At 51.6% G+C, this 26,775-nt stretch carries 30 protein-coding genes; 15 read left to right on the top strand and 15 right to left on the bottom strand.

Going from position 1 to position 26,775, the window contains the following annotated elements; genetic code table 11:
* Both LWL52_RS10105 and LWL52_RS10100 read left to right on the top strand, forming a co-directional pair.
* Positions 1–471 carry a DUF4199 domain-containing protein gene (locus LWL52_RS10105; protein WP_242919434.1) on the top strand — a complete coding sequence of 157 codons (471 nt, stop codon included), beginning with the start codon at positions 1–3 and terminating at the stop codon, positions 469–471.
* Positions 472–520: 49 nt separating this feature from the next.
* Positions 521–979 (top strand): DUF4199 domain-containing protein, encoded by a 459-nt coding sequence (locus LWL52_RS10100; protein ID WP_242919432.1) that lies wholly within the window; start codon positions 521–523, stop codon positions 977–979.
* Positions 980–1,051: 72 nt separating this feature from the next.
* On the opposite strand, the gene LWL52_RS10095 is transcribed toward LWL52_RS10100, so the two are convergent.
* Positions 1,052–1,288, bottom strand: a complete 237-nt coding sequence (locus LWL52_RS10095; protein ID WP_242919430.1) for a hypothetical protein — start codon at positions 1,286–1,288, stop codon at positions 1,052–1,054.
* A 310-nt stretch (positions 1,289–1,598) separates the two neighbouring features.
* Between LWL52_RS10095 and LWL52_RS10090 the strand changes: the two genes are divergently transcribed.
* Positions 1,599–1,994, top strand: coding sequence for a hypothetical protein (locus LWL52_RS10090; protein ID WP_242919429.1), 396 nt, complete (start codon positions 1,599–1,601; stop codon positions 1,992–1,994).
* A 39-nt stretch (positions 1,995–2,033) separates the two neighbouring features.
* On the opposite strand, the gene LWL52_RS10085 is transcribed toward LWL52_RS10090, so the two are convergent.
* A complete protein-coding gene (locus LWL52_RS10085) occupies positions 2,034–2,432 on the bottom strand; it encodes a hypothetical protein (protein ID WP_242919426.1) in 399 nt (132 codons plus the stop codon).
* Positions 2,433–2,677: 245 nt separating this feature from the next.
* Between LWL52_RS10085 and LWL52_RS10080 the strand changes: the two genes are divergently transcribed.
* A complete protein-coding gene (locus LWL52_RS10080; protein ID WP_242919424.1) occupies positions 2,678–3,484 on the top strand; it encodes a murein L,D-transpeptidase catalytic domain family protein in 807 nt (268 codons plus the stop codon).
* 79 nt (positions 3,485–3,563) lie between these two features.
* On the opposite strand, the gene LWL52_RS10075 is transcribed toward LWL52_RS10080, so the two are convergent.
* Positions 3,564–3,761, bottom strand: coding sequence for a hypothetical protein (locus LWL52_RS10075; RefSeq protein WP_242919422.1), 198 nt, complete (start codon positions 3,759–3,761; stop codon positions 3,564–3,566).
* Between the two features lie 386 nt (positions 3,762–4,147).
* Here LWL52_RS10075 and LWL52_RS10070 point away from each other — a divergent pair, with 386 nt between their 5' ends.
* The 3 genes from LWL52_RS10070 (at position 4,148) to LWL52_RS10060 (ending at position 6,353) form a co-directional block, all read left to right on the top strand.
* Positions 4,148–4,957, top strand: coding sequence for a M48 family metallopeptidase (locus tag LWL52_RS10070; RefSeq protein WP_242919420.1), 810 nt, complete (start codon positions 4,148–4,150; stop codon positions 4,955–4,957).
* Between the two features lie 172 nt (positions 4,958–5,129).
* Positions 5,130–5,306, top strand: a complete 177-nt coding sequence (locus LWL52_RS10065) for a hypothetical protein (protein ID WP_242919418.1) — start codon at positions 5,130–5,132, stop codon at positions 5,304–5,306.
* Between the two features lie 138 nt (positions 5,307–5,444).
* Positions 5,445–6,353, top strand: coding sequence for a diacylglycerol/lipid kinase family protein (locus tag LWL52_RS10060; RefSeq protein WP_242919415.1), 909 nt, complete (start codon positions 5,445–5,447; stop codon positions 6,351–6,353).
* A 2-nt stretch (positions 6,354–6,355) separates the two neighbouring features.
* Here the strand turns inward: LWL52_RS10060 and LWL52_RS10055 are convergent, their stop codons facing one another.
* Complete coding sequence (locus tag LWL52_RS10055) at positions 6,356–7,585, bottom strand: metallophosphoesterase (protein ID WP_242919413.1); 1,230 nt, start codon at positions 7,583–7,585, stop codon at positions 6,356–6,358.
* Between the two features lie 27 nt (positions 7,586–7,612).
* Positions 7,613–8,248: an LON peptidase substrate-binding domain-containing protein gene (locus LWL52_RS10050; RefSeq protein ID WP_242919411.1), complete on the bottom strand. Its 636-nt coding sequence runs from the start codon at positions 8,246–8,248 to the stop codon at positions 7,613–7,615.
* A 181-nt stretch (positions 8,249–8,429) separates the two neighbouring features.
* On the opposite strand from LWL52_RS10050, the gene mtgA reads away from it, so the two are divergent.
* A complete protein-coding gene (gene mtgA, locus LWL52_RS10045; protein ID WP_242919409.1) occupies positions 8,430–9,167 on the top strand; it encodes a monofunctional biosynthetic peptidoglycan transglycosylase in 738 nt (245 codons plus the stop codon).
* Positions 9,168–9,284: 117 nt separating this feature from the next.
* On the top strand, positions 9,285–9,740 hold the full coding sequence (locus tag LWL52_RS10040; RefSeq protein ID WP_242919407.1) for a YybH family protein: 456 nt from the start codon (positions 9,285–9,287) through the stop codon (positions 9,738–9,740).
* 298 nt (positions 9,741–10,038) lie between these two features.
* Here LWL52_RS10040 and LWL52_RS10035 read toward each other — a convergent pair whose 3' ends face one another.
* From LWL52_RS10035 to LWL52_RS10005, 7 genes are all read right to left on the bottom strand, one after another.
* Positions 10,039–10,647: a pseudouridine synthase gene (locus LWL52_RS10035; RefSeq protein ID WP_242919405.1), complete on the bottom strand. Its 609-nt coding sequence runs from the start codon at positions 10,645–10,647 to the stop codon at positions 10,039–10,041.
* Between the two features lie 50 nt (positions 10,648–10,697).
* On the bottom strand, positions 10,698–11,348 hold the full coding sequence (locus tag LWL52_RS10030) for an NUDIX hydrolase (protein ID WP_242919403.1): 651 nt from the start codon (positions 11,346–11,348) through the stop codon (positions 10,698–10,700).
* A 249-nt stretch (positions 11,349–11,597) separates the two neighbouring features.
* Entirely contained in the window at positions 11,598–11,999 is a 402-nt protein-coding gene (locus LWL52_RS10025; protein WP_242919401.1) for a VOC family protein, read from the bottom strand.
* Positions 12,000–12,030: 31 nt separating this feature from the next.
* Positions 12,031–12,663, bottom strand: coding sequence for a hypothetical protein (locus LWL52_RS10020; RefSeq protein WP_242919399.1), 633 nt, complete (start codon positions 12,661–12,663; stop codon positions 12,031–12,033).
* Positions 12,664–12,811: 148 nt separating this feature from the next.
* Complete coding sequence (locus tag LWL52_RS10015; protein ID WP_242919397.1) at positions 12,812–13,954, bottom strand: App1 family protein phosphatidate phosphatase; 1,143 nt, start codon at positions 13,952–13,954, stop codon at positions 12,812–12,814.
* Between the two features lie 49 nt (positions 13,955–14,003).
* A complete protein-coding gene (locus tag LWL52_RS10010) occupies positions 14,004–14,843 on the bottom strand; it encodes a M48 family metalloprotease (RefSeq protein WP_242919395.1) in 840 nt (279 codons plus the stop codon).
* A 362-nt stretch (positions 14,844–15,205) separates the two neighbouring features.
* The gene (locus LWL52_RS10005) at positions 15,206–15,610 is read right to left on the bottom strand and encodes a hypothetical protein (protein ID WP_242919393.1); all 405 of its coding nucleotides are present in this window, start codon (positions 15,608–15,610) and stop codon (positions 15,206–15,208) included.
* 147 nt (positions 15,611–15,757) lie between these two features.
* Between LWL52_RS10005 and LWL52_RS10000 the strand changes: the two genes are divergently transcribed.
* Positions 15,758–16,846 (top strand): DNA topoisomerase IB, encoded by a 1,089-nt coding sequence (locus LWL52_RS10000; protein ID WP_242919391.1) that lies wholly within the window; start codon positions 15,758–15,760, stop codon positions 16,844–16,846.
* Positions 16,847–17,009: 163 nt separating this feature from the next.
* The gene (locus LWL52_RS09995) at positions 17,010–18,071 is read left to right on the top strand and encodes an NAD-dependent epimerase/dehydratase family protein (RefSeq protein ID WP_242919389.1); all 1,062 of its coding nucleotides are present in this window, start codon (positions 17,010–17,012) and stop codon (positions 18,069–18,071) included.
* Position 18,072: 1 nt separating this feature from the next.
* Here LWL52_RS09995 and LWL52_RS09990 read toward each other — a convergent pair whose 3' ends face one another.
* On the bottom strand, positions 18,073–19,680 hold the full coding sequence (locus tag LWL52_RS09990) for a hypothetical protein (protein ID WP_242919387.1): 1,608 nt from the start codon (positions 19,678–19,680) through the stop codon (positions 18,073–18,075).
* A gap of 423 nt (positions 19,681–20,103) precedes the next feature.
* Between LWL52_RS09990 and LWL52_RS09985 the strand changes: the two genes are divergently transcribed.
* The gene (locus LWL52_RS09985) at positions 20,104–20,847 is read left to right on the top strand and encodes an HAD family hydrolase (RefSeq protein WP_242919385.1); all 744 of its coding nucleotides are present in this window, start codon (positions 20,104–20,106) and stop codon (positions 20,845–20,847) included.
* 140 nt (positions 20,848–20,987) lie between these two features.
* Here LWL52_RS09985 and pgi read toward each other — a convergent pair whose 3' ends face one another.
* Positions 20,988–22,640, bottom strand: coding sequence for a glucose-6-phosphate isomerase (gene pgi / locus LWL52_RS09980; protein WP_242919383.1), 1,653 nt, complete (start codon positions 22,638–22,640; stop codon positions 20,988–20,990).
* 230 nt (positions 22,641–22,870) lie between these two features.
* Here pgi and LWL52_RS09975 point away from each other — a divergent pair, with 230 nt between their 5' ends.
* From LWL52_RS09975 to LWL52_RS09965, 3 genes are all read left to right on the top strand, one after another.
* Complete coding sequence (locus LWL52_RS09975) at positions 22,871–23,041, top strand: hypothetical protein (RefSeq protein ID WP_242919381.1); 171 nt, start codon at positions 22,871–22,873, stop codon at positions 23,039–23,041.
* 135 nt (positions 23,042–23,176) lie between these two features.
* On the top strand, positions 23,177–24,016 hold the full coding sequence (gene otsB / locus LWL52_RS09970) for a trehalose-phosphatase (RefSeq protein ID WP_242919379.1): 840 nt from the start codon (positions 23,177–23,179) through the stop codon (positions 24,014–24,016).
* A 246-nt stretch (positions 24,017–24,262) separates the two neighbouring features.
* Positions 24,263–25,228 (top strand): 1-phosphofructokinase family hexose kinase, encoded by a 966-nt coding sequence (locus LWL52_RS09965; protein WP_242919377.1) that lies wholly within the window; start codon positions 24,263–24,265, stop codon positions 25,226–25,228.
* A gap of 64 nt (positions 25,229–25,292) precedes the next feature.
* Here LWL52_RS09965 and fbaA read toward each other — a convergent pair whose 3' ends face one another.
* Positions 25,293–26,369 (bottom strand): class II fructose-bisphosphate aldolase, encoded by a 1,077-nt coding sequence (gene fbaA / locus LWL52_RS09960; RefSeq protein WP_242919375.1) that lies wholly within the window; start codon positions 26,367–26,369, stop codon positions 25,293–25,295.
* Positions 26,370–26,775 lie beyond the last annotated feature (406 nt).

Raw genomic sequence — 26,775 nt, 5'->3', positions numbered from 1 at the left:
ATGGCATACTCAAAAGTATCTTATCAGAACCTGGCGATAAAGTACGGATTACTGGTTGGCATTGCGCACATCTTGTTCTTTTTAATCATGCGCCTGCTTGGCCTTACCGATATTGTGGAACTGTCGTACCTGAGTGGCATCTTCCTGGTCATCGGTATTGTGGTGGCTATTTCGAAGTATAAAAAGCTGCGCGCCGGCATGATCAATTACTTTGAGGGGCTGGCTATCGGTGCTATCACGGCTGCCGTATCGAGCGTCATTCTTGGTATTTTCCTGGTGCTCTTTATCGTTTTGTTCGATCAGCAATACCTGGAGACTTTAGGTGCCAGCGGTTTGTTTCCGCATAGCATTTCGATACTGACCATGTTCCTGGTAACCATTGTGCAGGGTACCTGGCCAGGGTTTTTAGTTGCTTTTATTGCCATGCAATGGTTCAAACGGCCGGACCATACCTTGCCAAACCAAGCCTGAGCTGCGGCTGCTAACTGAACGCCTTCACCCACTTTACCAAACCTATACTATGGAAAAGATCGGAATCAAATACGGCCTTTTGACCACAGCGGGCCTGATCGTTTATTTTCTGATCATGGATCTGCTGGGGCTCACGCATTATACAGCCCTGCATTTCCTGAACGGGATCATCCTGACCATTGGCGTGGTGATGGCCATCCGGGGGTATAAGCAAAGTGTAAATGGGCAGATATCCTACTTTAAAGGTCTTGGCGCCGGTATCATTACGTCCGCAGTAGCTACCTTGCTGTTTGCGGTGTTCATGGTGCTATATGTTAAAATCGGCAGCGGGAAATTACTCAAAGAGCTCTCCTCGCAGCCTTACCTGGGGGAGGGGCTGGCTGCTACGCCCGGCTTTGTGATCTTTATGGTGCTGATGATGGAAGGCGTTATCTCCGGGGTGATGATCTCGTTTATTGCCATGCAGTTTTTTAAACGCGATGAGCACAAAGTGCCCGGAAGCCCGTAACAGGTCATTCTGTGACTAATGCAAAAAGGCGGCAGCACCCAAGGGTGCTGCCGCCTTTTTGCATTAGTTCATTTACTGCTTTACAATTACATCGGGCCGCTGGATGATCTGCACCACTACTTCGTGCAGATCGCCTTCCTTGTCTTTCAGTTTATAGATGACCCTGGGGTTGTCACAATCGTGAACAGCTTCTATATTGATCACTTCCTCGCCCGGATCTAATTTGGTAAGCAATTGCGGAGCCAGGGCCTCTATCGCTTTTGCAAAATCTACTTCTAATTTACTAGGATTATAGTGCGTTGTTCTCATAGTGTTGCGCTAAATGCAATACAGGGCATTAAGCCCTCGTTTACGGTTATACTTTAAAAATGCTATTTCGTGCTTCTGCTATAGTATACCCGATCAGGGAGTGATGGTTACAGAACAGTACCTTGTTTGATGGCAGTTGCCAGTAAATCCATTTTTTGATCATTGCTGGTATCAATGTTGGCCCGCTACGAGTGGCAGCTATACTTATATACTTTTTTTACAGAATAGGCTAACCTGTTCTCTCAAAAATCGTTCTTAGGGTATAACAATACCAGTGGATGAAAAGAAGGGCAGAACTAAAAGCTGATTTATGAGAAAGATTATACTATTAACTGCTGCTTGCTTTGGCGTGTTGGCATCTTACGCACAGGGCTTGCATGAAACAGACGAAAAACTGGATAAGCAGGTGCTGGCCCTTAACCTGGATGGCCCGGCCATGGCTACCGTAGAAATGCAGAAAGAACTGCTGCTGGATCAAAGACAGGCAGAGCAGGTGGCCCGCATGAACCAGACGCGGTATGCACAACTACAGCAGGCAGAACTTACTTTTGCCAAGGACCCCATTCAGCGGGCAAAGCTGATGCGCAGCATCAACCTGGAAAACGACAAAGCCCTGAAACAGGTGCTGACTCAGCAGCAGCTGCATCAGTTTCTGGAACTGGAAGGCAGGCAGAACGTGAGTTATGTTAGCGAAAACGACAAGTAGCGCTTCTCAGCAAAAGCTATAAAAACAGCAAAGCCCGGCTTAACCGGGCTTTGCTGTTTTTATAGGGTACTTGTAAGATATTTCCGATACTTTTCCAACAGCATTGATGCGGACCTCTGCCCAGTTGGCATCCGAAAGTTTGCTGCGGTCGGTGCACTGCTCGCCTTTTTCCAGGTAGTAGTAATAAATGCGCTGGTTGCCTTCCAGCAGTTCCTCCTGGTCGGGCTTGCCGAGCAAGTTGCGCGCTACATACTCTTTCTGGCCATACAGGTTCTGGCGGATCTTCTCAAACTCCTGCACCAGCTCACTGCGCTTACCGTTACAGGCAAAGCGGTCGGCTTTCCAGGTTTCGCTGTCGAAATCGCGCAGGTTTTCGGGCGTATAGCACGAAGTAAGCAGCAGGCTTAGCAGGGGAATATAAAATAATCGCTTTAACATATCGCTGTTTTGTAACCCAAAGTTGCAGCTTGCGGCATTACCACACAAGCCAAAAGCTAAAAACATTCTGCTGCCAGTTTATATTGCCCCATTCTATACTTTTTCGTTAGGCTAACCCGTTTAAACTTTGGCTGATACATCCATCGGCAATACCGAAATGTAAGGCATTGGTAGTTCCCGGGAACAATTTGCACTTTACTTCCTGTTGCTTTATCTGATCGCGTAAACAAAGCTTAACACATACTATGATAAGAGCAGTTTTAACTACCCTTACCCTCGCTTTACTTTCATTTGCCAGCCTTGAAGTTCCCGTTACCGGCGCGCAAGCCCTCGGCAAGGAAGTGCACACAGTTGCCCGCACAACCAACGCTTTAACGTTTACGGAAAAGAAAATGGCCTTCGACGACCATGCCCTCGACGTGTACAACGAAGCAGGTCTGAAAACGGCAGGTTTGTCTTACGAGGTGTTTGAGAAAGCCTTTGTTGGCTATCATAATTTTAAGCAGCGCCAGCTAATCGCGCCTTCCAATTCCGTTTTAACTGTAATTGATTTTACACAGGCCAGCAACCAGAAACGCCTCTGGATTATTGATGTAAACACGAAAAAGCTGTTGTATAATACCCTGGTGGCACATGGCCGCAACACAGGAGAAGCCGATGCCCGGCAGTTCTCTAACGAGCCAAACTCATTTAAGAGCAGCATTGGTTTTTACCTGACCGGCAAAACATATACCGGCAAGCATGGCCTGTCGTTACGGCTCAATGGCATGGACCCCAAGTATAATTCCAACGCCATGCAGCGTGCCATTGTGGTACATGGCGCAGATTATGTGAGCGAGAATTTTGTAAAACAATACGGCCGCTTAGGGCGCAGCCTGGGTTGCCCGGCCGTGCCATTGGAGTTCTCCAAAGCGATCATCAACACTATCAAGGATAATAGCTGCCTCTACATCAACGGAGCAGACCAAAATTATATGTCCAGCTTTTTAGACAATACCCAGGCGGTGGAAACCTTTGCCCTGAGCGAACTAAGCCCAGTGCAGCAGATCTGAACGTAATACTTAGTGCAAGTATAAAAGCCCGCGCAGCTACAGCTGCGCGGGCTTTTATACTTTGTAGGGGAGAGGTACTTCAGGTTTGATCTTTTGTTGTTTTTACCAGGCCGATGCCGGAGAAGAAAAAGATCAGGCCCACGATAAACGGCACCGCGGCCGTAAATTTGCCAACGGCCACACCATCGCCGCCCATCACGAAAGCGTACGCTCCCCAGATGATCCCGATGATGCCTAAGATCGTTAGGATAGCACCAAATGTTCTTTTAATATTCATCGTTTTATTTTTTTAAGGTTAGTTATCAGACGCCGAGCGCTGATGTACTTGTATTACGGAAGTTCTATAAACGCGGATATCTATACTTCCCTTAGATTGCTTCAGGCAGCCCGGGAATGTTATTTCAAATGCAATTTAATGGCCGTGCGCTCCGGGGCAGGCGTGAAGAAAGTATAAACCGAGGGATAGCAGTAACCACAGGTATGGCAGACGCGTTTTACGGCTGAGATGGGTTGGGCTTAGCATTCCTTACCTACCTTTTGTACTCATACTTTGTAAAAGAGGACGTGACGGGATGGCAAGCTGCAGGTCGGATTATACTTCCGCAGCAGGCATAAATTACGGGCCTGTCGCTTAATGCAAAAGAACTTTTAAAAGACTTTAACATGAGAGGAATTATTAAATTTATAATTGCGCTCCTGCTGGCGGGCATGTCGCTGTTCACGTACTGGTGCAACACCCAGGAGAACGAGTTTACGGGCCAGAAACAGCACGTCGACATGACGGTGCAGCAGGAAATAGCCTTGGGCCTGCAGGCGGCGCCGGAGATGACGCAGCAGTATGGCGGGCTGCATCCGGACCAGCAGGCGGCTGCCAAAGTGAAAGAGGTGGGGCAGCGGCTGGTGCAGAGCACCGATGTGAAAGCCTCACCATATGACTTCGATTTCCACCTGTTGGCCGATGAAGAGACGGTGAACGCGTTTGCCTTGCCCGGCGGGCAGGTTTTTATTACAGCGGGTTTGCTCAAGCGCCTTAGTACCGAAGGGCAGCTGGCAGGCGTGCTGGGCCATGAGATCGGGCACGTGGTGGCCCGCCATTCGGCGCAGCAACTGGCCAAATCAAAGCTGACGCAGGGCCTGACAGGCGCTGCCGCCATTGCAACCTATGACCCGAGCGACCCGGCTAGTCGCACCGGCGCCATTGCCGCCGCCATGGTAGGCAAAATGGTGAACATGCGCTACGGCCGCCAGGATGAACTGGAATCCGACCGGCTGTCGGTGCGCCTGACAGGGGAGGCAGGGTACGACCCGCGCGCGATGATCGAGGTGATGAAAGTACTGGAGCAGGCCAGCGGTGGGGCAGGAGGCCCCGAGTTTATGCAGACGCACCCCAACCCGGGCAACCGCGTAGCCGAGATCGAGCGCGCCATTAAGGAAGAGTACCCGGACGGGCTGCCGGAAGGACTACAGCAGTAAGAAAGGCAACAATTTGCATAAACCAGCAACTAAATGATAAAGTGCATGTATAACTAAATCAGCTGCTTATACTTTGTAAAAGCAGGCTGGCATCTCCGTAATCTGCCCTGCCAGGGTAGGTCGAATAACTGAAACGGCGTAAAATTCATTCCGACACGAAAACAAAATTGGTATGCCTACCAGCAAAAATCAAAATGACAAAGAAGATATGAAGAAGCCAGGTGCTTCGTCAGGTAAAACAGATGCCCATAAAACAACATCTGCCAAATCTGACACAAGCAAAAATGCTTCAGGCAAGAGCAGCTCCGGCGGCTCTTCCAAATCTTCCGGCTCCAAAGGTTCCAAGTAATCTTCGGCGCCCCTTTACCAGCTTCGCGCTGACTCCGGAAACTAACCTCAGCTGGTGTTGGGGTTAGTTTCTTTTTTTAGCCGCTACTTTGCAACTTCTTTTGCGTATCAGAGGCAACGAACAACCCCTTTTGCACCCATGGAAGAAACAGCGCCCCAACACTTGCTTTTTGTCATAAACCCGATTGCCGGTGATGTTGAAAAAGATGAACTGGAAGAAGAAATAAGTGCTACCTGCCAGCAGCACGGCATCACGTATGACCTCTATAAAACGTCAGGGGAGAAGGACAGAGAAGAGGTAAAGCAGCGCCTGAGAGAGCATAAGTATGATGCTGTGTTTGCAGTAGGCGGCGATGGCACCGTCAGTATGGTGGCCTCGCTGCTGATCGGTACGTCCACGCCGCTGGGCATCATTCCGCTGGGCTCCGGAAACGGCCTGTCCAAAGACCTCAATATTCCGCAGGATACTGAAGACGCGCTCAAACTCATTTACCGCCACCAGGTCCGCAGCATCGATACCGTCGATCTTAACGGCCATCCTTCCATCCACCTCAGCGATTTTGGCTTCAATGCCCTTGTGGTGCAAAAATTCAGCGATGGCGACACCCGCGGGCCCGGCTCCTATGCGTGGATCGCGATGCAGGAATACCTGAGCTACGAACCCAAACGCTACCGCATCGAAACCGACCAGGACACGTTCGAGGGCAAAGCGTTTATGGTAACCATTGCCAATGCCAATGCCTTTGGAAGCAATGCCAGCATCAATCCCAATGGCATCCTCAACGACGGCCGCTTTGAGATCTGTCTGATCGAGCCCTTCCCAAAAGCTGCCGGCATTGGTATCCTCTACAAGCTCTATACTGATAGTATCGACGACTCGGTGTATACACAAAAATTCAGCTGCCGCAAAGCCACCATTTATAACCTGGATGAGGAGGTGATGCACATTGACGGGGAGCCCGTAGAAATGGGGACAGAAGTAACCGTGACCATGCACCCCAAAAGCTTGCGCGTCGTGTTACCCGAGCCCGGAGATGTTGTGGCCTGACCTTATGCCGGTTGGTTTTGCGGCACCGCTGCCGGCCGCAGGATGCTGGTGAGCTCCTTGCGGAATACCACCGTGCCGGCCGCATCTCCACCTTCTGCAGCCACGCGTGTCTCGAGCCATACTTGCCCGTTGCTATAATAATCCAGTACAAAAAAGCCTAGCTGCTCCAGCGTAAACGTAGCTTTACCGCCTTTTTTCACGAAGGCTGTTTTGCTGCCTGAGCCACTCACAATGTAATGGTTGTGCCGTACCTCGAAGTGCTGCAGGTTGTGATCGTGGCCGGCTACATAAATGATGTTGCTGTAGCGGTGAAAGATGCGGAGCAGGCGCTTGCGCATTTTCTTATACCTGCGGTGCGACATATCTTCGTGGGCGCCAAAAAGCTTGCGGTAAAAAGGGTATAAAGACCCAAAAACAGGCAAGGGGATCAGAAAGCGTTTGTTGGCCGTAGTAAGCGGGAAAAGGTGCTGCTTGATGGTGAACTTGCCCCCATGCAGGGCATTGCTGTATAGTGGGTGGTGTGCTGCCACCAGTATCCGCTGGTGCGCGTTTTGGCGCAGCACCTGGTTCAGCGCCACATAAAACTCCTCGATATGATTATAAGGGCAGCCGTATGCCTCGCCCAGCGGCCGTTCGCCTTTCTGCACCCACCACTGCGTGTTGATGACCAGCAGCAGCAACCCTTCGGCTAGCTGAATGGTGACAGGGCCGGGACAGCCATGCGCAGGCAGGTACCGGATGTTTTTGCCGCCATGTTCGTTCACATAATTCTCCTGCAACTGTAATTGTGCAAAGCCGTTTTTGCGGCCCTTGTTCCAGTCGTGGTTTCCGCCCAGAAAAATGCCTCGCCCCGGATATTGCTGCAATTGCTGTAACAACAAATCGAGTCTTTTTTCGGCTGTGGCTCGGTAAGGGTGGCCAACCGGCGGAAGCCCGATAGGGTACAGGTTATCTCCCAGGAAAATAGTCATGGCATCGGCACCCGCTGTTTCCTGCCATGCGGCCAGCATGCGCAGCACCGGGTCACTACCATCTGTTGCCACAGCGCCTACATCGCCCAGCAACGCCACGGAGTACGCACGGCGGGCATCAGCGGGCGGGGCGCAGTGCTGCCAGCCCACATCCGAGAGCCGGTAAAAAGGCTTTCGTCGGTATTGGCGCTCCTGCCCGTAACTGAATACCAGGAACAGGATAAAAAGGGCCGGAATAATGATGAGAAAGTATAGCAGCATAATACAGACTTAAACCCGGAAAGTAGACTAAAAGTTAGGTGGCGTGAGGTGCTTAAAATGGCCGTTCAGGCGCACCCGCTCTTTGAGCCGCTCCGTTTCCAGCACCAGCGGCAGGAGCTGTTCCAGGTGCTGGAGGATCACTTGCTGGCGGATGCTTTCGCCGGGCAACTGCAGCAGGGCGTATTCCTGTTCGGTGCTCAGGCCCAGGTTGTGGGCAATATCAAACGATTTAAAATCTTCGGGCAGTTCTACCAGCAGCTTGTTCACGCCTAGGGCCTGGTAGAGCTTCAGCAGGATTTCCTTTATCCGGAGTTTTACTACAATGTCCTCATCGGCAATGTCTTCCACCACCTCCACCTCGCCGCCGGCATAAAGCCTGCCTGGCGCCATCCTGTCAAACTGTTTTATTTTGATGATGTGCAGGCCGCGCGTCCGGATATCCATTTCTCCGTTCTCATACTTTTTCTCGATGCTTAGGATCTCCAGCTCAGTGCCATACTTGCCCACCGCATTTTGTACAAAGGTTGGTATGCCAAAGGTTTTATCCTGGGTGATGCAATCGAGCACCAGTTGTTTGTAGCGCGGCTCAAAAATATGCAGGTTCAGCTTTTCGCCCGGAAACACGACGATGTTAAGGGGAAACAGCGGGAGGTATTTGCTCATAGTTCATAGGTTTTTACCAGTATAACCTCACACAGGTCTTTTGGTTAAGCGTTGCCGGAAGAAGGATGCCTTGTATAACGTACGCGACAAAAGGGGCCTGCGTTGGTCTGGGGCAAGCAAGAAAGCTACTGGAAATATAGGACAAACTATTACCTTTGCGCCCTTTAACTCTTGTGCGGGTATGTCAAAAAAGCGATTGGGGCTGAGGCAGGTAAAGCTGCTGTTCGCGAAACTGGTGCTAACGCTGTTTCTTTTAAGTATAGTATGGGTGCTGCTGTATAGGTGGGTGTCGCCGCCGGCTACGCTGCACATGATCAAGCGCCGCGCAGAGGCTGGTGCTGCCCAAAAAGGGGAGCCTGCCATTAAGTATAAATTTGTAAGCCTGGAAGAAATGTCGCCGCAGTTGCCCCTGGCCGTCGTAACTTCCGAAGACCAGCTTTTCCTGATACACCACGGCTTTGACTTTCATGCGATCTGGGATGCTTTTAAGCGTAACCAGGACAACAAGAAGAAAATCCGGGGCGGCAGCACTATCAGCCAGCAGGTTGCCAAAAACGTATTCTTGTGGCATGGCCGCAGCTACCTGCGCAAAGCGGTAGAGGCTTATTTTACCATGCTCATCGAGGTGTTATGGGGCAAGGAACGCATCCTGGAAGTATACCTCAACATTGCAGAAATGGGCGATGGCGTATTTGGTGTGGAAGCCGCTTCGCAGAAGTATTATCGCAAACCGGCCAAAGCACTGGGTCGGCAGGAGGCTGCCCTGCTGGCGGCGGTATTGCCTAACCCGATCAAATATTCTGTGCGGAATCCCTCTGCTTTTGTGCGCGGCCGCCGCAGCCGCATTGCCCGCGCCATGGGGCGGCTGGGAGGCACCACGTATATCGAAGCCATACTTCCTGCAAAAGCGGAAAAATAACCTAGGCCTGCCGCTGGCAGAAAGAAGCAGGGCCAGCGGAAAACAAAGCTGCCGTTAGAGACCCATACTTGGGGCAACACGATATTTATACGTTGATTTTACCTCAACCCGAAAAACATGAGAACAGCCTTTTACCTAATCCTTTGGACTTGCCTTGGCTTGACAGCTGCCTGCACGTGCAGTAAACCCCTTCAAAGCCAGGCCACTGATCAGGCTGCCGTGCGCCAGGTACTGGCAGCGCAAAGCACCTGCTGGAGCCAGGGAGACCTGGAATGCTACATGGCGGGCTACTGGAAATCCGATTCGCTGTTGTTTGTAGGCAAGCGCGGCCTGACCTACGGCTGGCAGCAGACCCTGAGCAACTATAAAGTAAGCTATCCGGATGCTTCAGCTATGGGCAAGCTGACCTTCGACCAAAAGGAGGTACGGCCGCTGGCACCCGACATTATGCTGGTAGTAGGCAAGTGGCACCTGCAGCGCGAGGCAACCCTGGGAGATCTGGAAGGGCACTTTTCGGTGATAATGAGAAAATTTGAAGACGGCTGGAAAATCATTGCCGATCATTCGAGCTGAGACGAAAGACACAGGACACAAGATACAAGACTAAGGACAAAGACAAAGGACAGTAATCTGTTGTGTCCTTGTATGCCGCACCTGCAGGCGTTTTTCTGGCGCAAGTTTCCAAACTTATGTTTGTAATTGATGTCGGTGTGTAATTCTAACGGGTAGGGGGCCGGCTATATTTGCTGCCAGGAAAGAAATAGGATTATGCGCCGGATCTTTATCAAAGTATAAAATGGGACTGCTTTTCAGAGGGTGGGTTAATAAATAGCATTGCCACGCAGTTAGCGAGATCTTTGAAAACGATCAGCTAAAGCTCCGTAGCGGCATCCGGTAATTCCTCGCCGGCTGGCAGAAAGCTCGCCACCTCTTTTACCACCTGCGTTTGCAGATCGCTTAGGTGGATAGTCCCAACCCGCACCCGCACCAACCGCAACGTAGGAAAGCCAACAGCAGCCGTCATGCGCCTGACCTGCCTGTTTTTGCCTTCACTTAGCGTGATCGATACCCAGCTGGTCGGCCCGTGCCGCTCGTCACGGATGCGGCGGCTGCGCTCGGCAAAATCCGGGTTTGTTTCTAACCGGAAAGCGGCACAGGGTAGGGTCGTATACTTCTCTTTGCCTACCGTAATGGCAACACCTTGCTGCAACTGTGCAAGCGCTTCGTCCGTGATCAGGCCATCTACCTGGGCATAGTATTCTTTGGCTATCTTTTTACTGCGCACATACTCGCTCATTTTACCATCTGTGGTCAGCAGTAACAAGCCTTCACTGTCTTCATCCAAGCGGCCGATGGCCATGGTACCCTCCGGAAAATCATGCAACTCGCCCAGCACTTTTTTCTTTTTCTGCTTCAGCGGGTCGGCGGTAAACTGGCTTAGGTACCCGTAGGGTTTATGGACGATAAAATGGCGGTGCATTATGCAGAGATTCAAATGGTAAGGTGATAACACATTGGTAAGCTGAGGTGCTAATCTACGTAAGCTGCCCAATCGCCTGTTACTGCTTTTTTGTACAGCAACTCGATCTGGCTTTTCAGGATCCTGTCTTCGGACAGCTCCGGCAGTTCAGCTATGTCAAAATAGCCGACGTCCAGCACATCAAAGCCTTTTGTGATTTGGGTGGAAAGCGCTCTGCAGAAAAAGGCCATTTTATAAACATAAAAGGGTTGGGGCGGATGGGCGTGCATTTTCTTGTCAAAAACAGCTAATAGGTTTTCAGCTTGCACCTCAAGCCCGGTTTCTTCCCGGATCTCTTTTACGATCACTTCTTTCGGGCTATGCCCCACATCGGCCCAACCCCCGGGCAAGGCCCACTTGCCGTCAGCGCTTTCCTTTACCAGCAGGATCTTTTGATCCGGCGACAGCACCAGTCCCCGAATATCCACTTTGGCTGTAGCGTAGTCTTTTAGCATCGGAAAACTGGCTTTAAGCGTTTCCGCCTCGTGTCCGCTAACCGTACTGAGCAGCTTGAAGCTTATTTCCTGCAGTTCCAGGTAGCGCTCGTTATCGTAGGGGTTAGCACTGTAAAGCAGCCCCACTTCCGCAATCGCTTTCAGCCGTTTTATGTCTTCTAAAAGCTCCTTATTCACGTGTATGCTCCTTCGGTCTTCTTCCTTCATATGCCTGTCGTATGGCAGCTTCAAATTTACGCTTTTTGTTTAGTAATTCAGCGCAAAATACAGGCCACGAGCCGGAGCTATTTCCTAATCCCCTTGTTCGTGAAAAGAGATTTTATTTCGAGGTGCTGCACCTGTCCTGTCATGATCATACTTTTGCTTGGGCAAATTTAGCGGCAGTGGTGGTTTGCTTGAACTGTACCAGCTTCCCCGGGTTTTCGCTCTATCCCTTTAACAATACTTTCTTCTTAGTTATTGGTTTTCATGCAGGATCATCCAGTTCGTACCAAACCTATCCCGGAGCATAGCAAAGCGGGAGGCAAAAAAGGTCTCTTCCATTTTCATGAAAACCTGGCCGCCATCCGAAAGCAAGGCATACAGGCGTTCGGCTTCCTGTGGCGTATTAAGCCGGAGCGTAAGATAGGCGCTCCGCATGGGCTCGGCCTGCGGAATGTCGGCGCCCATGAGCACCGTGTTTCCAATCTCGATGCGGGCATGAAGAATGGCATTCTTCAGGTTGTCAGGTAGGGCAGCGGCATTGGGCTGCTGCTGGTGCGTCATCATCATCGTGATCTTGCCGCCCAGATGTTGTTCATAAAACTGAAAGGCTGCTTTGCAAGTCCCCGGATAATTTACATAGATGTCGAGCTTCATAGTATAGTTTTTTAGTAAGAAAGCTGCTGCATTAGTAAGTTAGCACCTGGTCACGGACCTTCTTTAAAGCAGGAATACCTCTAAACAGCGAGTAGGTAAGGAACGCTTTCATCAGCAAACCCGACGTTGGATTTCCGCCCATTTCAGCTGCAAAAACCAGGGTGAAGATGATATCCAGTAGCATCAAGCCGATAGCAATATACAAGGCAACGACAGAATGCCTGAATTTTACGAAATAGGCTAAGAGGGCATATACAATTCCAATCACGACTGTTCCGTATCCTAGGCCAAGCGATTTTAAGAAGCCGATGTCGGCTAATTCGGCAGCTAATCCAAGTATGGCATTTATGCCTGCTATGAAAAGAAGGAGATGATATACTTGTTTGATCTGCTGGTTTGGTTCCGTGCCGCTGCCAGGAATGGGAGTGCCATTTAGCAGGATCTCCAGTTCCTGCATGAAGCCTAACTTTTTGATCAGCTTAAGGGAGAGGACGCTGCCATCAGAAAGCTGAAATGCCTGGCCTTGCTCTAATGCTTTGACATTTTCAACCTGTCCGATCATCTCCCCATCCTTTTCGATGGTTAAATTCTTCCAGTTTAAGCCATGGCTTATACTTACTGACTCCGTTGACTCATTATCTAAATAAAAGGTTTTTGTCGCCATATCAGCTAATATCGTTGCAGTTAATTTTATTAATGGGAATAAGCACGATGCTAAATATAGCAAAAAACCATACATAAAAAATCCATGAAAGTATAAGCGTGCCTATACTTTCATGGACTTTCTGGTAACTATACTTCAAGCAACCCGGCTACTTATCGCCTTCTTCGTCGAGGGCGGCTTTATTTTCGACGTGCTGCACTTGTTCTGTAAAGATAAAGCCTTTGTCGGCGGCATGTTTGGCGGCAGCGGTGGTTTGCTTAACCAGTACCATTTCCACCTCACCGCTTTTCTTCAGCTCGTCAGCAATGGTGGTCACTGCCTGGGTGCGTTTCGGAATGTTAACGTCGCGGATGTAGATGGCCATGATACGGCCGGGGTGCTTTTTCACTACCTCGTGGTAGATACTGGCATCCTGCTGGCCACTGTCGCCGATCAGTATAAAGTTGAGCTTGGGATAGGTGATCAGGATGTTTTCGATCTCTTTATACTTGTGGCTCATGTGGTCCGATTGCAGGAACTTGCTCTTGTCCAGGCCGAAGTCGCGGAGCAGGAGCGGGCCCTGCGGAATGCCGTTTAGCTCCAGGAAGTGGTAGAGCAGATCATAGTTGTTCCAGGGGCTGCTGCTCACGTAAAAGAACGGGTTGTTGCGCTTGCCATTGCGCCCTAACTGCAGCGCCTTGTAAAACTCTGACACGCCATGGAACGGAATACGGGTGTGAGCATTGTTGAGCAGCACGTTACGTCCTGTTTCGAGCAAGCTGGTTGCCCCCGTGCGCACAACGGTATCGTCGATATCAGAGATGATGCCATACTCGGCATCAGGTGGCGGCACCAGCACGTAAGCTGTGGCAGTAACCTCCTCCGTAATGGCTATCGGCGCGTCGACCAGTTTCAGTTCTATCTCATGCCAGATGTCGTCGAGCTGCAGCGGCACGGCAGGCTCCAGGTTCAGCACAAAATAACCTTCTTCGTCGGTGGTGATCTCGTGGGGCACGTTCTGCAGGCACAGCTGCACGCGCGCATTGGGTATCTCATCGCTTTCGAAACGGCGGTACATGTTGAGCAGATTCTCCCACAAGGTGTCGTTTTCCTCGGAGCGGGTTATACCTTTGTTCACAAGCACTCGGCCTTTTACATACAGCCTGTTCTCGGTGCCATAACTGCGGTAGGGCACGATCTGGAGCGGCTGCTTCAGCCCAAGCTTTTGCTTTAGCCGGAAGGTAAGGTTATCCAGGTTTGCCTCTGCCTGCAGAATGGAGTTGGCGGCTTTGTCTTTAAAGTTCTCTTTCATAGTATAAAATGCAAAAAATGCCTGCGCTTTGCAGCAGCAGGCATCTGTTTTATAGTCTGTTCAAGGCAGCTTTCAGCTCGTTCAGGTCTGTGTCGGGCGCGGTGGTTGTTTTGCAGCCTTGTTTCTGCGCCTCCTGCTCAATGTTGGCAATGCGGTTATCGGGGTCAGGGTGTGTGCTCAGAAACTCAGGCGGCGTGCCCTGCTGCTGCTCCTGTTGGTTTAGCTGCATAAAAAAGCCGGCAGCGCCGTCGCAGGCGTAGTAACTGGTGCCGCCCAGGTATGTGACCGAGTAGGTGTCCGCTTCGGTCTCGGCATCACGGCTGAATTTAAGGCCAGCCAGCGTGCCACCCAGCTGGGCGGCAATTTGCTTCAGCGTGCCGGGGTCGTTGCCCAGCGCTACAGAAAGCAGAATGGCAATGCCATAGTCGCGCTGCAGCTGGCGCACACTGTGACGGCGGTCGGCGTGTGCGATCTCGTGGGCCAGTACGCCGGCCAGGTAGTCTTCGTCCTCCAAAAACTTGATCAGGCCGGTATACACATACATGTGGCCGCCCGGCGTGGCAAAAGCATTCAGTACGGTATCGTCTTTGATAATCTTCACCGTCCACGGGAATTCGTTCCGATACTTGACCTTACCTGAGTTCAGGACGCGGTTCAAGATGCGGTCCAGGCTGGCGTAGGCTTTCTGCACATCGGCATTGGTGCTGTTGCGGTCCAGGAGCTGGCCTTTGGCCTGGTAGGTAGAGTCTACTTCGCGGGCCACCTGCTGGCCCAATTTAATATCGTCCTGCACAGAGAAAATAACACCTTCATTATCATCACAGCTGCTGAGTAAAAGGGTGCCGGTAACAGCCACTATCCAGAGGGGATAGGAAAAAAATCGTTTCATACGTGAAATAGAACCTATACTTAAAGGTGGGGCAAAACAACCGTGCCGGTCGTTCACCGGGCTGCATGCCTGCTACCCTGGTTATACGTACCCAAACGACTTTTGCAACCTGCTGTACGCAACCAGCCTTGCCATGGGTTACACAGGCCCGCAGCCTTGCCTGGAAAAAAGGGGGCATAAAAAAGCCCTTGTGCAAACAAGGGCTTAAAAGAAGAGGTGCCGGAGATGCTTTTAAAAGGGCATAGGATTCTCAATTGGCTGGTGTTTGGGCTTGAGGATCACGGGACTAGTATAAATAACGGTAGCAGAAAAGCTGCTGCGCAGTAGACCAGAAGGAGTGCAATCCGGAATGGAGAAAAATTTTATTTTGTTTCGCTGATAACCTGCTTGCCAAACATAATCGATACCGTTACGGTGAGCAAAGCGATCACGAGCATGGCGGTGGTCAGCAGGAAAGCCATTCCGGCTGTTTGCGTGTCGAGTTCCGCGGATGTTTGTTGCATTTCCTGCAGCAGGCGTGTAAAATAGGTAGCCGAGCGCCAGCCTAGCACCAACGTCAGCAAGCCGGCTTCGGTGGCACCCAGTATAAAGCCCCAGCGTTTGCCCCGGTTTAGGAAGTGGCCGGCCGTCAGGCCCAGCAGCCCGCCAATAATACCGGTAATCAGGGCCGTTTTGGCTTGCTCGCCGGCTAGGTCGACAGCCACGGCACCACAGGCGATGAGAAAAAAGCCGAAAAAGGCATAGAGGTAAGACATATTCTTGTGCATGAGCTATCGGGCTAAAAGGTGGTTATTTCCGGCAAAGATAAAGCAGTTTGTTGGTTTGCCGCTGCACCGGGCTATACTTCTGATACAACTTTTAGAAACATGCTTAGTATGTAGTGCAGGAGGAGAGGCAATTTACAGCCTGCGTACATGGCCAGCAACATTAAATTACATGAATTATACGCCGACCACAGCCAGTCAGCTGCCTGGGCCGGCCTGCGTTATACATCGGATACCAAGCCCGGCTACACCCGCAAGCGGGCCGGGAAAGGTTTTTTTTACCTGGATGAAAAAGGAGAACACATCACCGACGAGCAGGTACTGGCCCGTTTGCAGGCACTGGTTATTCCGCCGGCCTGGACGGATGTATGGATTTCCAAATCGCCTAAGGGGCACCTACAGGCCACTGGCCGCGACGACAAAGGCCGCAAGCAGTATGTGTACCACCCGCAGTGGCAGCAGGTACGCAACCTGACCAAGTTCGGCCGCATGATCGCCTTTGGCAAGCACCTGCCCCAACTCCGAGAACGCATTGCCAAGGACATCGTCTCGCCGAAAATGGACCGCCGTAAAGTAACCGCACTGGTGCTTACCATCATGGACAATGCCCTGATCCGGATCGGCAACCGGCAGTATGCTGAAGCCAACAACTCGTATGGCCTCACTACCCTGCGCGATAAGCATGTAAAAATTGAAGGCAGCAAAATAAAATTTGCTTTCCGGGGCAAGAAAGGAGTGGAGCAGGAGATCGATCTGCAGGACAGGCGCCTGGCGCGACTGGTGAAAGCGTGCCGCGATATTCCAGGGTATGACCTGTTTCAGTATTACGATGAAGCCGGTGAGCGGCAAACGCTCGAATCGGGGGATGTGAATGAGTACCTGCGCGAGGCCACCAAAGAGGAATTTACCGCCAAGGATTTCAGGACCTGGGGCGGCACTGTACGCATGGTGGAGTGCCTGGAGCAGGTGCTGCACGAGCAGCCGGAACTGGACAAGGACAAAAGCATTAAAGAAGCGGTAAAGGGAGTAGCCAAAGGTTTGGGCAACACGCCCTCGGTTTGCAGCAAATACTATATCCATCCCGAGGTCGTGAACCTGTTCCGGGAAGATAAGCTCATCCGGTACCTGCAGCGGCACGATGCCACCGTTTCGAAAAATGCCTATCTCTCCGGCACAGAGGAATTGGTTTTGAAAATGCTGGAACGGGTAGCGCAGGAGAAAAAGAAAGCGAATAGTTAGTAGAATCTTTGTTGGCACATTAACTTTACACGCTTTATTAGCAGCAGAAAAATGCCCGCTCCGGGACGAATAGGGGGGTGCGTTTTGTTGCTTGGAAGTGCACCTACAGTATAGCCGCTCTAAACAGAAGGCTACCGCTACCCATTTAACCCAGGAAGAACCAATGCCAGACTACAGAATATTGGTTACAGGCACTGCTGGCTTTATAGGCCATCATTTAGCGCTCGCGCTGCAGCAAAGAGGCCACCAGGTGGTAGGCCTCGACTCGATCAACAGCTACTATCTACCACAGCTAAAGTATGACCGGCTGGCGTTACAGGGATTCGCTAAAGAGCAGATCCATTACAACGAATTAATCACCAGCAGCCTTTACCCCAACCTGCACTTTATTCAACTGGACCTGGCTGACCACCACGAACTGGAAAGCCTGTTTCGGAACCAGCAATTCGACATTGTGATTAACCTGGCTGCGCAGGCGGGGGTGCGGTATAGTATGGAGCATCCGCAATCGTATGTGGGCAGCAACCTGGTCGGGTTTGCCAATGTGCTGGAGGCGTGCCGCCAGTTCCCGGTCAAGCATCTGCTGTTTGCTTCTTCCAGTTCCGTTTATGGCCTTCATACGGAAGTACCTTTTGCCACCACACACAGCACCGATCATCCTATTTCGTTTTACGCGGCTACCAAGAAGGCCAACGAGGTAATGGCGCACAGCTACGCCCACCTGTATCATATTCCAACGACCGGGCTACGCTTTTTTACCGTGTATGGCCCGTGGGGCCGCCCCGATATGGCCTACTATAGTTTTGCCAGTGCCATTGCCCGGGGAGAAACGATCCGCATTTTTAATTACGGCGACATGCACCGCGATTTCACTTATATTGATGATGTGGTGAACAGCATCGTGCGGTTACTGGAAGTACAGCCTACGCCGGCTACTGCATTGTCGCGGGCGCCCTATAAGCTTTATAACATAGGGAACAACCAACCGGTGCAGCTCATGGATTTTGTTGGGATACTGGAACGTGAGCTTGGTAAAAAGGCGCACCTCGAGTTACTGCCCATGCAGCCCGGCGATGTGCCCATCACGTATGCCGATGTGGAAGACCTGATGCAGGCTGTGGATTACCGCCCTAACACGCCGCTGGCCGAAGGACTGAAAAAAACGATGGATTGGTTTAAAACATATTACGCGGAAGAGCTCCGGCAGGCACCGGCTGTTTCCTGAATTAGTTGCCTTCGCGGTCGTACGCATGCACCCGCACATCGCGGGTAGTCAGCACGCGGGTTTCAGGGCCGGGTATTATCTCGGTGCCTCTTTCGGTGTCATAGACCGAAGTCATCTTTTTCCAGCCCGCTACACTGGAACGGTCTATTATTTTATCTTCGCCAAGACCACCATATACAGCCAGTGGAATAGCATTATCCACCTGCCCTTCTATCACAAATTCATCATCCCCGGCTAGCCCATGGAGGGTAAGTTGCCGGGTCTCGTTACCTTTAAATATGCGGTGATAAAGCTGCGCGTTAGGCCGCTGATCGGTGGCCTTGCGGCGTACGGTTACTTCTGTCCGATCATTGCTCAAGCGCCGGATGTGAAAAATTTCTTCCTGGTCGGAACCAGGAATGGTCACCTCTTCGGCCAGGAGCGCATACATCGTTGCGGCCACTTCTACCAGGGCATCACGCCTTTTCTGCAGGTTTTCAAGAAGCTGGGGCCCGATTAGCGTGTATATGGGCGGGGGCAACTGGTGCAAGGCTTTTGCCAGCACAGCATCGGTGAGCTGCACCTGCAGCTGGCGGCTAATGGCAATCCAATCCCTTTCCTGTAACTCGTTCAACAAGCGGTCATCTATAAACCTGGCATTGATCATATAAGCAGCCACATCATCGACCTCGGGGCCAAAGGAGTGAAGCTTGCGGGCGAGCAGTTTGCTGGTGGCAATCACCGGGATCAGGCCATCGTGCATTTGAAAGAAGACCTGGTCGCGGTCTACCGGAATGGGCTCATACATGGTATCGGTTCCCTGCTGCACTACTGCCCAGTTCCATTGTCCTTTGTGGCGGTCCCAATCGCCCAGCAGCACATCCAGCAGGCGGGCGCGGGCAAAAGCCTGCTGATCAAAATGGTGCGTGTTGGTGTTAAACCGAAGCCGCAACGCTTCTTCGGAATCAGCAAAATCAGTGGCAGGGGCAAAGGCAGGTGTCAGGTCGGCCGGAGATTTATACTTCTCTTCCAGTAAGAATAACTTACCCTGTACCAGCGGAGCATATTCTCCAAACGATGTATCGGTAGCGGAAACATAGTATAGCGCCGGATTCGTATGGCGTACCCCGGCAGCTTCAGCCAGCACAGGCACCACCAGCGCGCCAAACGGATTGGCGGCCGAGGTTTGGTCGCGCAGCACGTTGGTCACAAAGGTGCGGCGCCAGAAAGCACTCACCACCTCGGCCGGATCTTTGTCCAGGGACCGGAAAGTATAAGCGCGCCCTTCCGCATCCAGCAGGTGGAAGCTGGTGGTCTGGAAGCCGCCGCCTTTCTCCTCTACGCGCAGGCCTCCTTTTACCTGGTGCAGGCGAAAAACGGGCAGCTTGACCGGCGTAGCCCAAAGGTTGCGGTTATGGTTGCCCCAAAGCAGGCGGAACAGGCTGTTTCGGTCGTAATGGCGGCCGGCTACTACCCAGGCGCTGTCCGGGCCGGCCGGTGCCTGGCCGCCTCGTTCTGCAGGGGTAGCCCGCGCATCCTTCTGGAAAAAATCAGCATCGGCACAGCTGCCAAGCAGCATACTTAAAAGTAGCAGCACTCCCAGGCATGCTTTCTTCAGCTGCATCGGCATAAGGGTCGGGTAAAGAGGATCATACGTTAAGGTCCGGAAATCTGGTGTCAGACACCCATCAAAAGCTTGGCTGCAGGTTTTGCCGCAACAGCAGCGCGGCTGCAGCGGGTTGTACCTTTTTTGCGACACAAAAGTTCTGGCAATGCCTGGCCCTGGTTTTAAACAGTCCTGCCCGGTGCAGGTAGGTTTACCTGACGTTTTACGGGAGATGCCGGATTAGTAAGTATATATCAGATAGAAAATATTTTGATCCTTTAATTTTGATAAGCGTAAGAGAGCAGGCATTTCGGGGCATAATTCTTTGATTCGGATAGTGCTTTTAGGGGTACATAGTTCAGAAACCGAAAAAAATCTGCTACCTTCAACCATCAAAATTCGATCATCAGTAAAGTGAGTGTATTATAAAACTTTAACACGAACAGCATGAGCACCCTTAATAACCTACTGCAGGAAAAAAATATAAAAGCTCTTATTCTGGATATGGATGGCGTTATTACGCATACAGCGATGATCCATGCCGAAGCCTGGAAACGCATGGTAGATACGTTTTTGCGTAAGCGTGGCGAGCAGGACGGGAAGGCTTACGAGCCGATGGATGCGGAAAAAGATTATAGCGCTTATGTAGACGGCGTGCCCCGCCATACAGCCGTGCGCAACCTGTTTAAAGCAAAAGGCATCGAGCTGCCGGAAGGTACGCCGGAAGACTATACTGGCAAAGAGACTGTGGTAGGGTTGGGAAACCTAAAAAACATGTATTTCCAGGAGATGATTAAACAGGGTGTGGAAGTATACGAGGATACGGTAGAGTGGCTGAAGCAACAGCAAAAAGCCGGCCGCCGCATTGCCGTGGTTTCTTCGAGCAAAAACTGCCACGATATTCTGCAGCGGGCAGGACTGGAGCGCTTTTTTGAAGAGCGCGTAGATGGCCTCACCGCAGCAACAGAAGGACTGCAGCACAAACCGGCCCCAGACCTTTTCTTGGAGACCGCTAAACGCCTGAACGTAAGCCCATCCGAAACAGCTGTTTTTGAAGATGCTCCGAAAGGCATTCAGGCCGCCAAAGCTGGCAATTTTGCTCTTGTGGTAGGGATAGACCGCGGCGGAAATAAAGCACCCTTAGAGGAAAGTGGCGCCGACCTCATCATACAAGGATTTGAGAATGCCTGAATGCCCACCGGCAGCAGGTAACATGCGGGCTAAACAAGTATAAGCCGCTTTAGCTGCATATACCGGACAGAAAAAAGAAGCGGGGCGAAGAAAACTTCTGAAGTTTTCTTCGCCCCGCTTCTTTTTAGCTTTAGCAGATCTTAGCCGCGGTTTGCCAGGTAGTAGTTGATCAGCCCGTTGGTGGAGCTGTCGTGCTGACCCGGCTTGCCTTTTTCAATCTCTGCTTCAATTGTGCCGGCAAGTTGCTTGCCCAGTTCCACGCCCCACTGATCGAAACTATAGATATTCCAGATAACGCCCTGTACAAAGGTCTTATGCTCATACATGGCTACTAGCCCGCCAAGTATAAAAGGCGTGAGCATCGGGAACATGATGGACGTGGAAGGCTTGTTGCCCTGGAATACTTTGTGGGGCACCAGTTCTTCAATCTCCTCAGCACTCATGCCGCCTTTCTGCTGCAGCTCTGCGCGCACTTCTTCGGCTGTTTTGCCTTTCATCAGCGCTTCTGTCTGCGCAAAAAAGTTGGACAACAGGATCGGGTGGTGCTGGCCCAGCGGATTATGGCTTTGTGCCGGCGCAATGAAATCGCAGGGGATTAGGAACGTGCCTTGGTGGATGAGCTGGTAAAAGGAGTGTTGCCCGTTGGTGCCGGCAGCTCCCCATACGATGGGTTGCGTGTTGTAGGTAACAAACTGACCGTTGCGGTCGGTGCTTTTGCCGTTGCTCTCCATTTGCAGCTGTTGCAGGTAGTCGGGCAGCAGGCGCAGGTATTGGTCGTAGGGCAGCACCGCGTGTGTCTGGCAGTTAAAAAAGTTGGTATACCAGATGCTCAGCAAGGCCATCTGTACCGGAATATTCTGGCGTAGCGGCGTCTGGCGGAAGTGTTTGTCCATGGCTTCGGCGCCCCGCAGCAGCTCCTCGAAATGCTCATACCCCAGGGCGCAAGCAACAGAAAGCCCGATAGCTGACCAAAGCGAATAACGGCCACCCACCCAATCCCAGAACTGGAAGATGTTTTCCGGCGCGATGCCGAATTTTGTCACTGCTTCGATGTTGGTGGAGAGGGCCACAAAGTGTTTGCTGATCTGTTTTTCGTCTTTTGCTTGCTCCAGAAACCAGCTGCGGGCAGTGTGGGCGTTGGCCAGGGTTTCTTTGGTGGTAAACGTCTTGGAGGCGATAATGAACAATGTTGTTTCCGGGTTTAGCAGGCGCAGGGTCTCGGCCGCATCGGTACCATCCACGTTGGAGATAAAGTATACATTGATGTTGCGGTTCTGATAGCTCTTGAGCGCTTCGGTTACCATCTGCGGGCCCAGGTGCGAGCCGCCGATGCCAATGTTCACGATCTGTGTTATAGGCTTGCCCATATACCCCAGCCAGGTGCCGTTTTGTAGTTTATCGCTGAACTGCCGCATTTGCTCCTGCACCTGGCGTACCTGCTGCAGGGCATTTTCGCCCTCTGCCTCCAGCGTTGTATCAGTAAAGTTTCGTAGAGCCGTATGCAATACCGCCCGGCCCTCGGTTACATTTATTTTCTCGCCTGTAAACATACTTTCAATGGCGCCCGGCACATCCGCCTCTTCGGCCAGCTGCGTGAGCAGGTCCAGCGTTTCTTCGGTGATGCGATTTTTGGAAAGGTCGAAGAGCATGTCGTTGGCCTGCAGCGAGAGTTTGCTGAATCGTTCCGGATCCTGAGCAAAAAGGTCGCGCAGGTGTTGGGGAGCCAACTCCCGGAAATGCGCCTGCAGTTGCTGCCAGGCTTTGGTATCGGTTGGGTTATCGTTTTTCAGCATAGCTTTCCTCTTTGTGATGAAGGTTGTAGAGCGCAAAACTACTACTTTTTAGTAATTTAGTTTACTCCGGATTATACTACTGTACGCGTTAGAATGCAGGTGGCGTTGCGCACACTGGATATTCGTTGTCCAACAGGTAGCAGTATCATTTAAAGAGCAGCTGCGTAGTGCTAAGGGAATGGCAATGGCCACTCCCAGGTATAAGCAAATTGATGCGAACAGAAGCAACTATGGAAAAGCAGCACTTACCCCCTGATAAAGCCGACCAAACTGAGCAGGAAAAGAAAAAAACAGGCAGCTCGCCGCATAAAGGCTATGTGAATGGCGGCAAACAGCCCGCGACCCGGCCAGAGCAAGGACCGCATGTGCCGCCACAGCAGCAGACAGAAGGGATTCCGTAAAACGCTGTACCAGTTGCCGTGTGAAGTTTTCCGGCGCTATTGCCGGAAGGAACCGGGCCTATAATCGTATCGAACACAAAAAATACCTTTGCCACACAGCGCCAAGCTAGTGCGGCATTCATTTCAGACCATAGTATGACAAAAAATCAACCCGGAGTAGCTGTTCAGAAACAGGATGCGAACGAGCTGCCCTCCGCTTTAAGCAATGTTCCGGCATTGCTGCAAGGCAAAAAGCCCGCGGTATTCCTGGATTATGACGGCTGCCTGAGCCCCATTGTAAAAGATCCGACAAAAGCCATCCTGAGCTCCCACATGCGCGAAACGTTACAGCAGCTGGCAGAGGTCTGCCTGGTGGCTGTGGTGAGTGGCCGCGACCGAGCTGATGTAAAACAACTGGTGCACCTGGACAACCTCTACTATGCCGGTTCCCACGGCTTCGATATCTCCGGACCTAACAACATGCATACCGAGCCGGGCGGCGCCAAAGCTGCTTTGTCTGCACTGGACGAAGCCTACAAGGAACTGAATGAGAAGTTACAGGAGGCGGAAGGCGTGCTGGTGGAGCGGAAGCGCTATGCCATTGCCGTGCATTACCGCAATGTACCCGATGAGCAGGTGGAGCAGGTACTGCGTGTTACAAATGAGGTGATCGCAAATCATCCGGAGCTAAAGAAAGGTCCCGGCAAAAAGGTGCTTGAACTGAAACCAAACCTGGATTGGCATAAAGGGAAGGCGGTGGAATGGCTGCTCCGTGAGTTGGAGTTAAACCAGCCTGGCATCGTGCCGCTCTACATTGGAGATGACCTAACGGATGAAGATGCTTTTGCTACGCTGCAGGGCCGCGGCATCGGGATTATGGTAGGAGAACACGATGAACAAACGGCAGCAGCCTACCGGTTAGAGGACGTAGAAGAGGTGCAGGCATTCCTGAAATCCCTTACCCATACGATCCGGCAGCATCCTGCAGCTTCTTAAAAGATTTGTTCTGAGCAGAGGTATACAGTGGCATAAGGGGCTAGAATTATACTTTGTTTAGTAGTACCCTGCAGGAAGGAGCGGGCAGTTGCATTGCGCCTAAAAAGATGAGCCGTAAAACCTTAGAGAAGTATGTTTATACTTAACCAAAGCGAGTTATGTAATCGTGTATGTAAGTATAAGGTAATATAAACGAGTCCTATGTCTTGTGTCCTTTGTCTTACGTCCCAAAACGCCCTTTGTCTTATGTCCCCAAATAAAAACACCATGCACAACATCATCACCATCACGCTCAATCCGGCGCTCGACAAGAGCACGCATGTCAGGCAGGTGCAGCCGGATAAGAAACTGCGTTGCGAAACGCCGGTTTACGAACCGGGAGGGGGCGGTATTAATGTCTCCCGGGCAGTGCATAAACTGGGAGGCCGGTCGTGTGCCTGGTTGCTGGCAGGTGGCCCTGCCGGCAAGGTGCTGTGCGACCTGTTAAAGGAGGAAGGGGTTGATTTCTGGGCCGTGCAAACCAAAAACTGGACGCGCGAAAACCTGATGGTGAAAGAAGACAGCACCGGTAACCAATACCGCTTTGGCATGCCGGGGCCCGAAACATCAGAGGATGAATGGCGGCAATGCTTGGACAAACTGGAGCAGATGCCTGCCGCGGAACTGCCGAAGTATGTAGTAGCCAGTGGCAGCCTACCGCCGGGCGTGCCCGATGATTTTTATCTGCAGCTGGCGCTGATCGCCAGGCGCCGCGGCTTCCGGTTGGTGGTCGATACCTCGGGCGAGGCGATGCTGAAAGCAGCCGGCGCAGGCGTATACCTACTCAAACCCAACCTGGGAGAGCTGGCCGCCCTGGCCGGGAAAGAAGAAATATCGGCTATGGAGCAGGAGAAGATAGCCCGAGAGGTGCTTGAAAAAGGCAAATGCCAGGTGCTGGTTGTGTCGCTGGGGCCACGTGGTGCCATGATGGCTACAAAAGAAGGCGGTATCACGTATGTCGTTCCGCCCACAGTGCCCCAGAAAAGTGCCGTTGGAGCCGGCGATAGTATGGTAGCCGGCATGGTGCTGAGTTTGATCAAAGGATGCTCGATGGACGATGTGGTACGCTACGGCGTGGCGGCCGGTACGGCGGCTACCATGACGTCCGGTTCGGAGCTGTGCCGCAAAGACGACACTGAGAACATCTTCCAGTGGCTGCAAGCCCGCAAGTAAGAAAGTATAAAAAAGAAAAGGCGAAGGTTATACCTCGCCTTTTCTCATAAGTTAAATCTTTATTCTAGTTACGGTTGTTCGCGTTCAGGTCGGTGAAAGCTTCTTTCAGGCGCTCAATAAACGTCTCCTCGCCTTTGCGCAGCCATACCCGTGGATCGTAGTATTTCTTATTCGGGGCATCATCGCCGGTTGGGTTGCCCAGCTGTGCCTGCAAATAAGCTTTGTTGGCTTCATAGTAGTTTTTGATGCCTTCCCAGAACGCCCATTGCATGTCAGTATCAATGTTCATTTTGATGGCGCCGTATTCGATCGCTTCCTTGATCTTGGCCTTCTCTGAGCCGGAACCACCATGGAATACAAAGTTTACCGGGTTAGGGCCGGTGCCATACTTCTGCTGAATAAATTCCTGCGAGTTTTTCAGGATTTCCGGACGCAGCTCCACGTTGCCTGGTTTATACACGCCGTGCACATTGCCAAAAGCTGCCGCGATGGTAAAGCGGTGGCTGATCTTCTTGAGTTCTTCGTAGGCAAAAGCTACTTCTTCTGGTTGCGTGTAAAGGCGGTTGCTGTCCACATCAGAGTTGTCTACGCCATCTTCCTCGCCACCGGTCACACCCAGCTCAATTTCTACGGTCATGCCCATGCGATCCATGCGCTTCAGGTAAGAAGCGCAGGTTTCCACGTTTTCCTGGATGTGCTCTTCGGAGAGGTCCAGCATGTGCGAGCTGAACAAAGGCTTGCCGTGCTCGGCAAAAAATTTCTCACCGGCATCCAGCAGGCCATCTATCCACGGCAACAGTTTTTTAGCGGCATGGTCGGTATGTAATACGACTGGCACGCCGTAGGCTTCGGCCATCAGGTGCACGTGGTGGGCACCGGAAATAGCACCGGCAATGGCTGCTTTCTGCTGATCGTTCGCCAGGCCTTTGCCCGCTACGAACTGGGCACCGCTGTGCGAAAACTGAATGATCACGGGTGAATTAACATCGCGGGCTGTTTCCAGCACGGCGTTGATAGAGTTGGTGCCGATGACGTTTACTGCCGGAAGGGCAAAGTTATTTTCATTGGCATACTTAAACAATTCTGTTACTTCATCTCCGTATAGTACGCCGGCTCTGAACTTAGTTTTAGTTTCGCTCACTGTGTTATTGTTTTAGGTTCGTTATTCCTGCACTGGTAGCAGCTTCTGTACAGGCTCTCAGTACAACAAAAAAGATGTCGAAAGTAAATTTACAATTTACTTTGCTAATACGGAAATATCAGCGCGACCTTATATAATTCTGTGTGCAGGAGGCGGGGAGCAGCGGGACCGCCTCTTCCTGTTAACTGACGATAGGTATACTTCATCAAAATAAAAGCACCAGTGGGGTGTTTGCAGGTATAGGCCGGCACTTCATGCGTTTGGGTGTCTGTTTCCGAACGTTCAGGTGTCTGATTCCGAACAGCAGGGGGCTGCTATGGGCATTCAGTTGCTGAAAAGGCAATATTAGAAAGTGGTATACTTATTGGAAATACTTGTTTATCTTGTAATTACCAGCTTCGCTTGC

Origin of the sequence: Pontibacter liquoris (assembly GCF_022758235.1) — a bacterium.
Classification (GTDB): domain Bacteria; phylum Bacteroidota; class Bacteroidia; order Cytophagales; family Hymenobacteraceae; genus Pontibacter; species Pontibacter liquoris.
The sequence above is the reverse complement of the archived record's forward strand: the minus strand, read 5'-3'. Positions and strand labels throughout refer to the sequence as shown.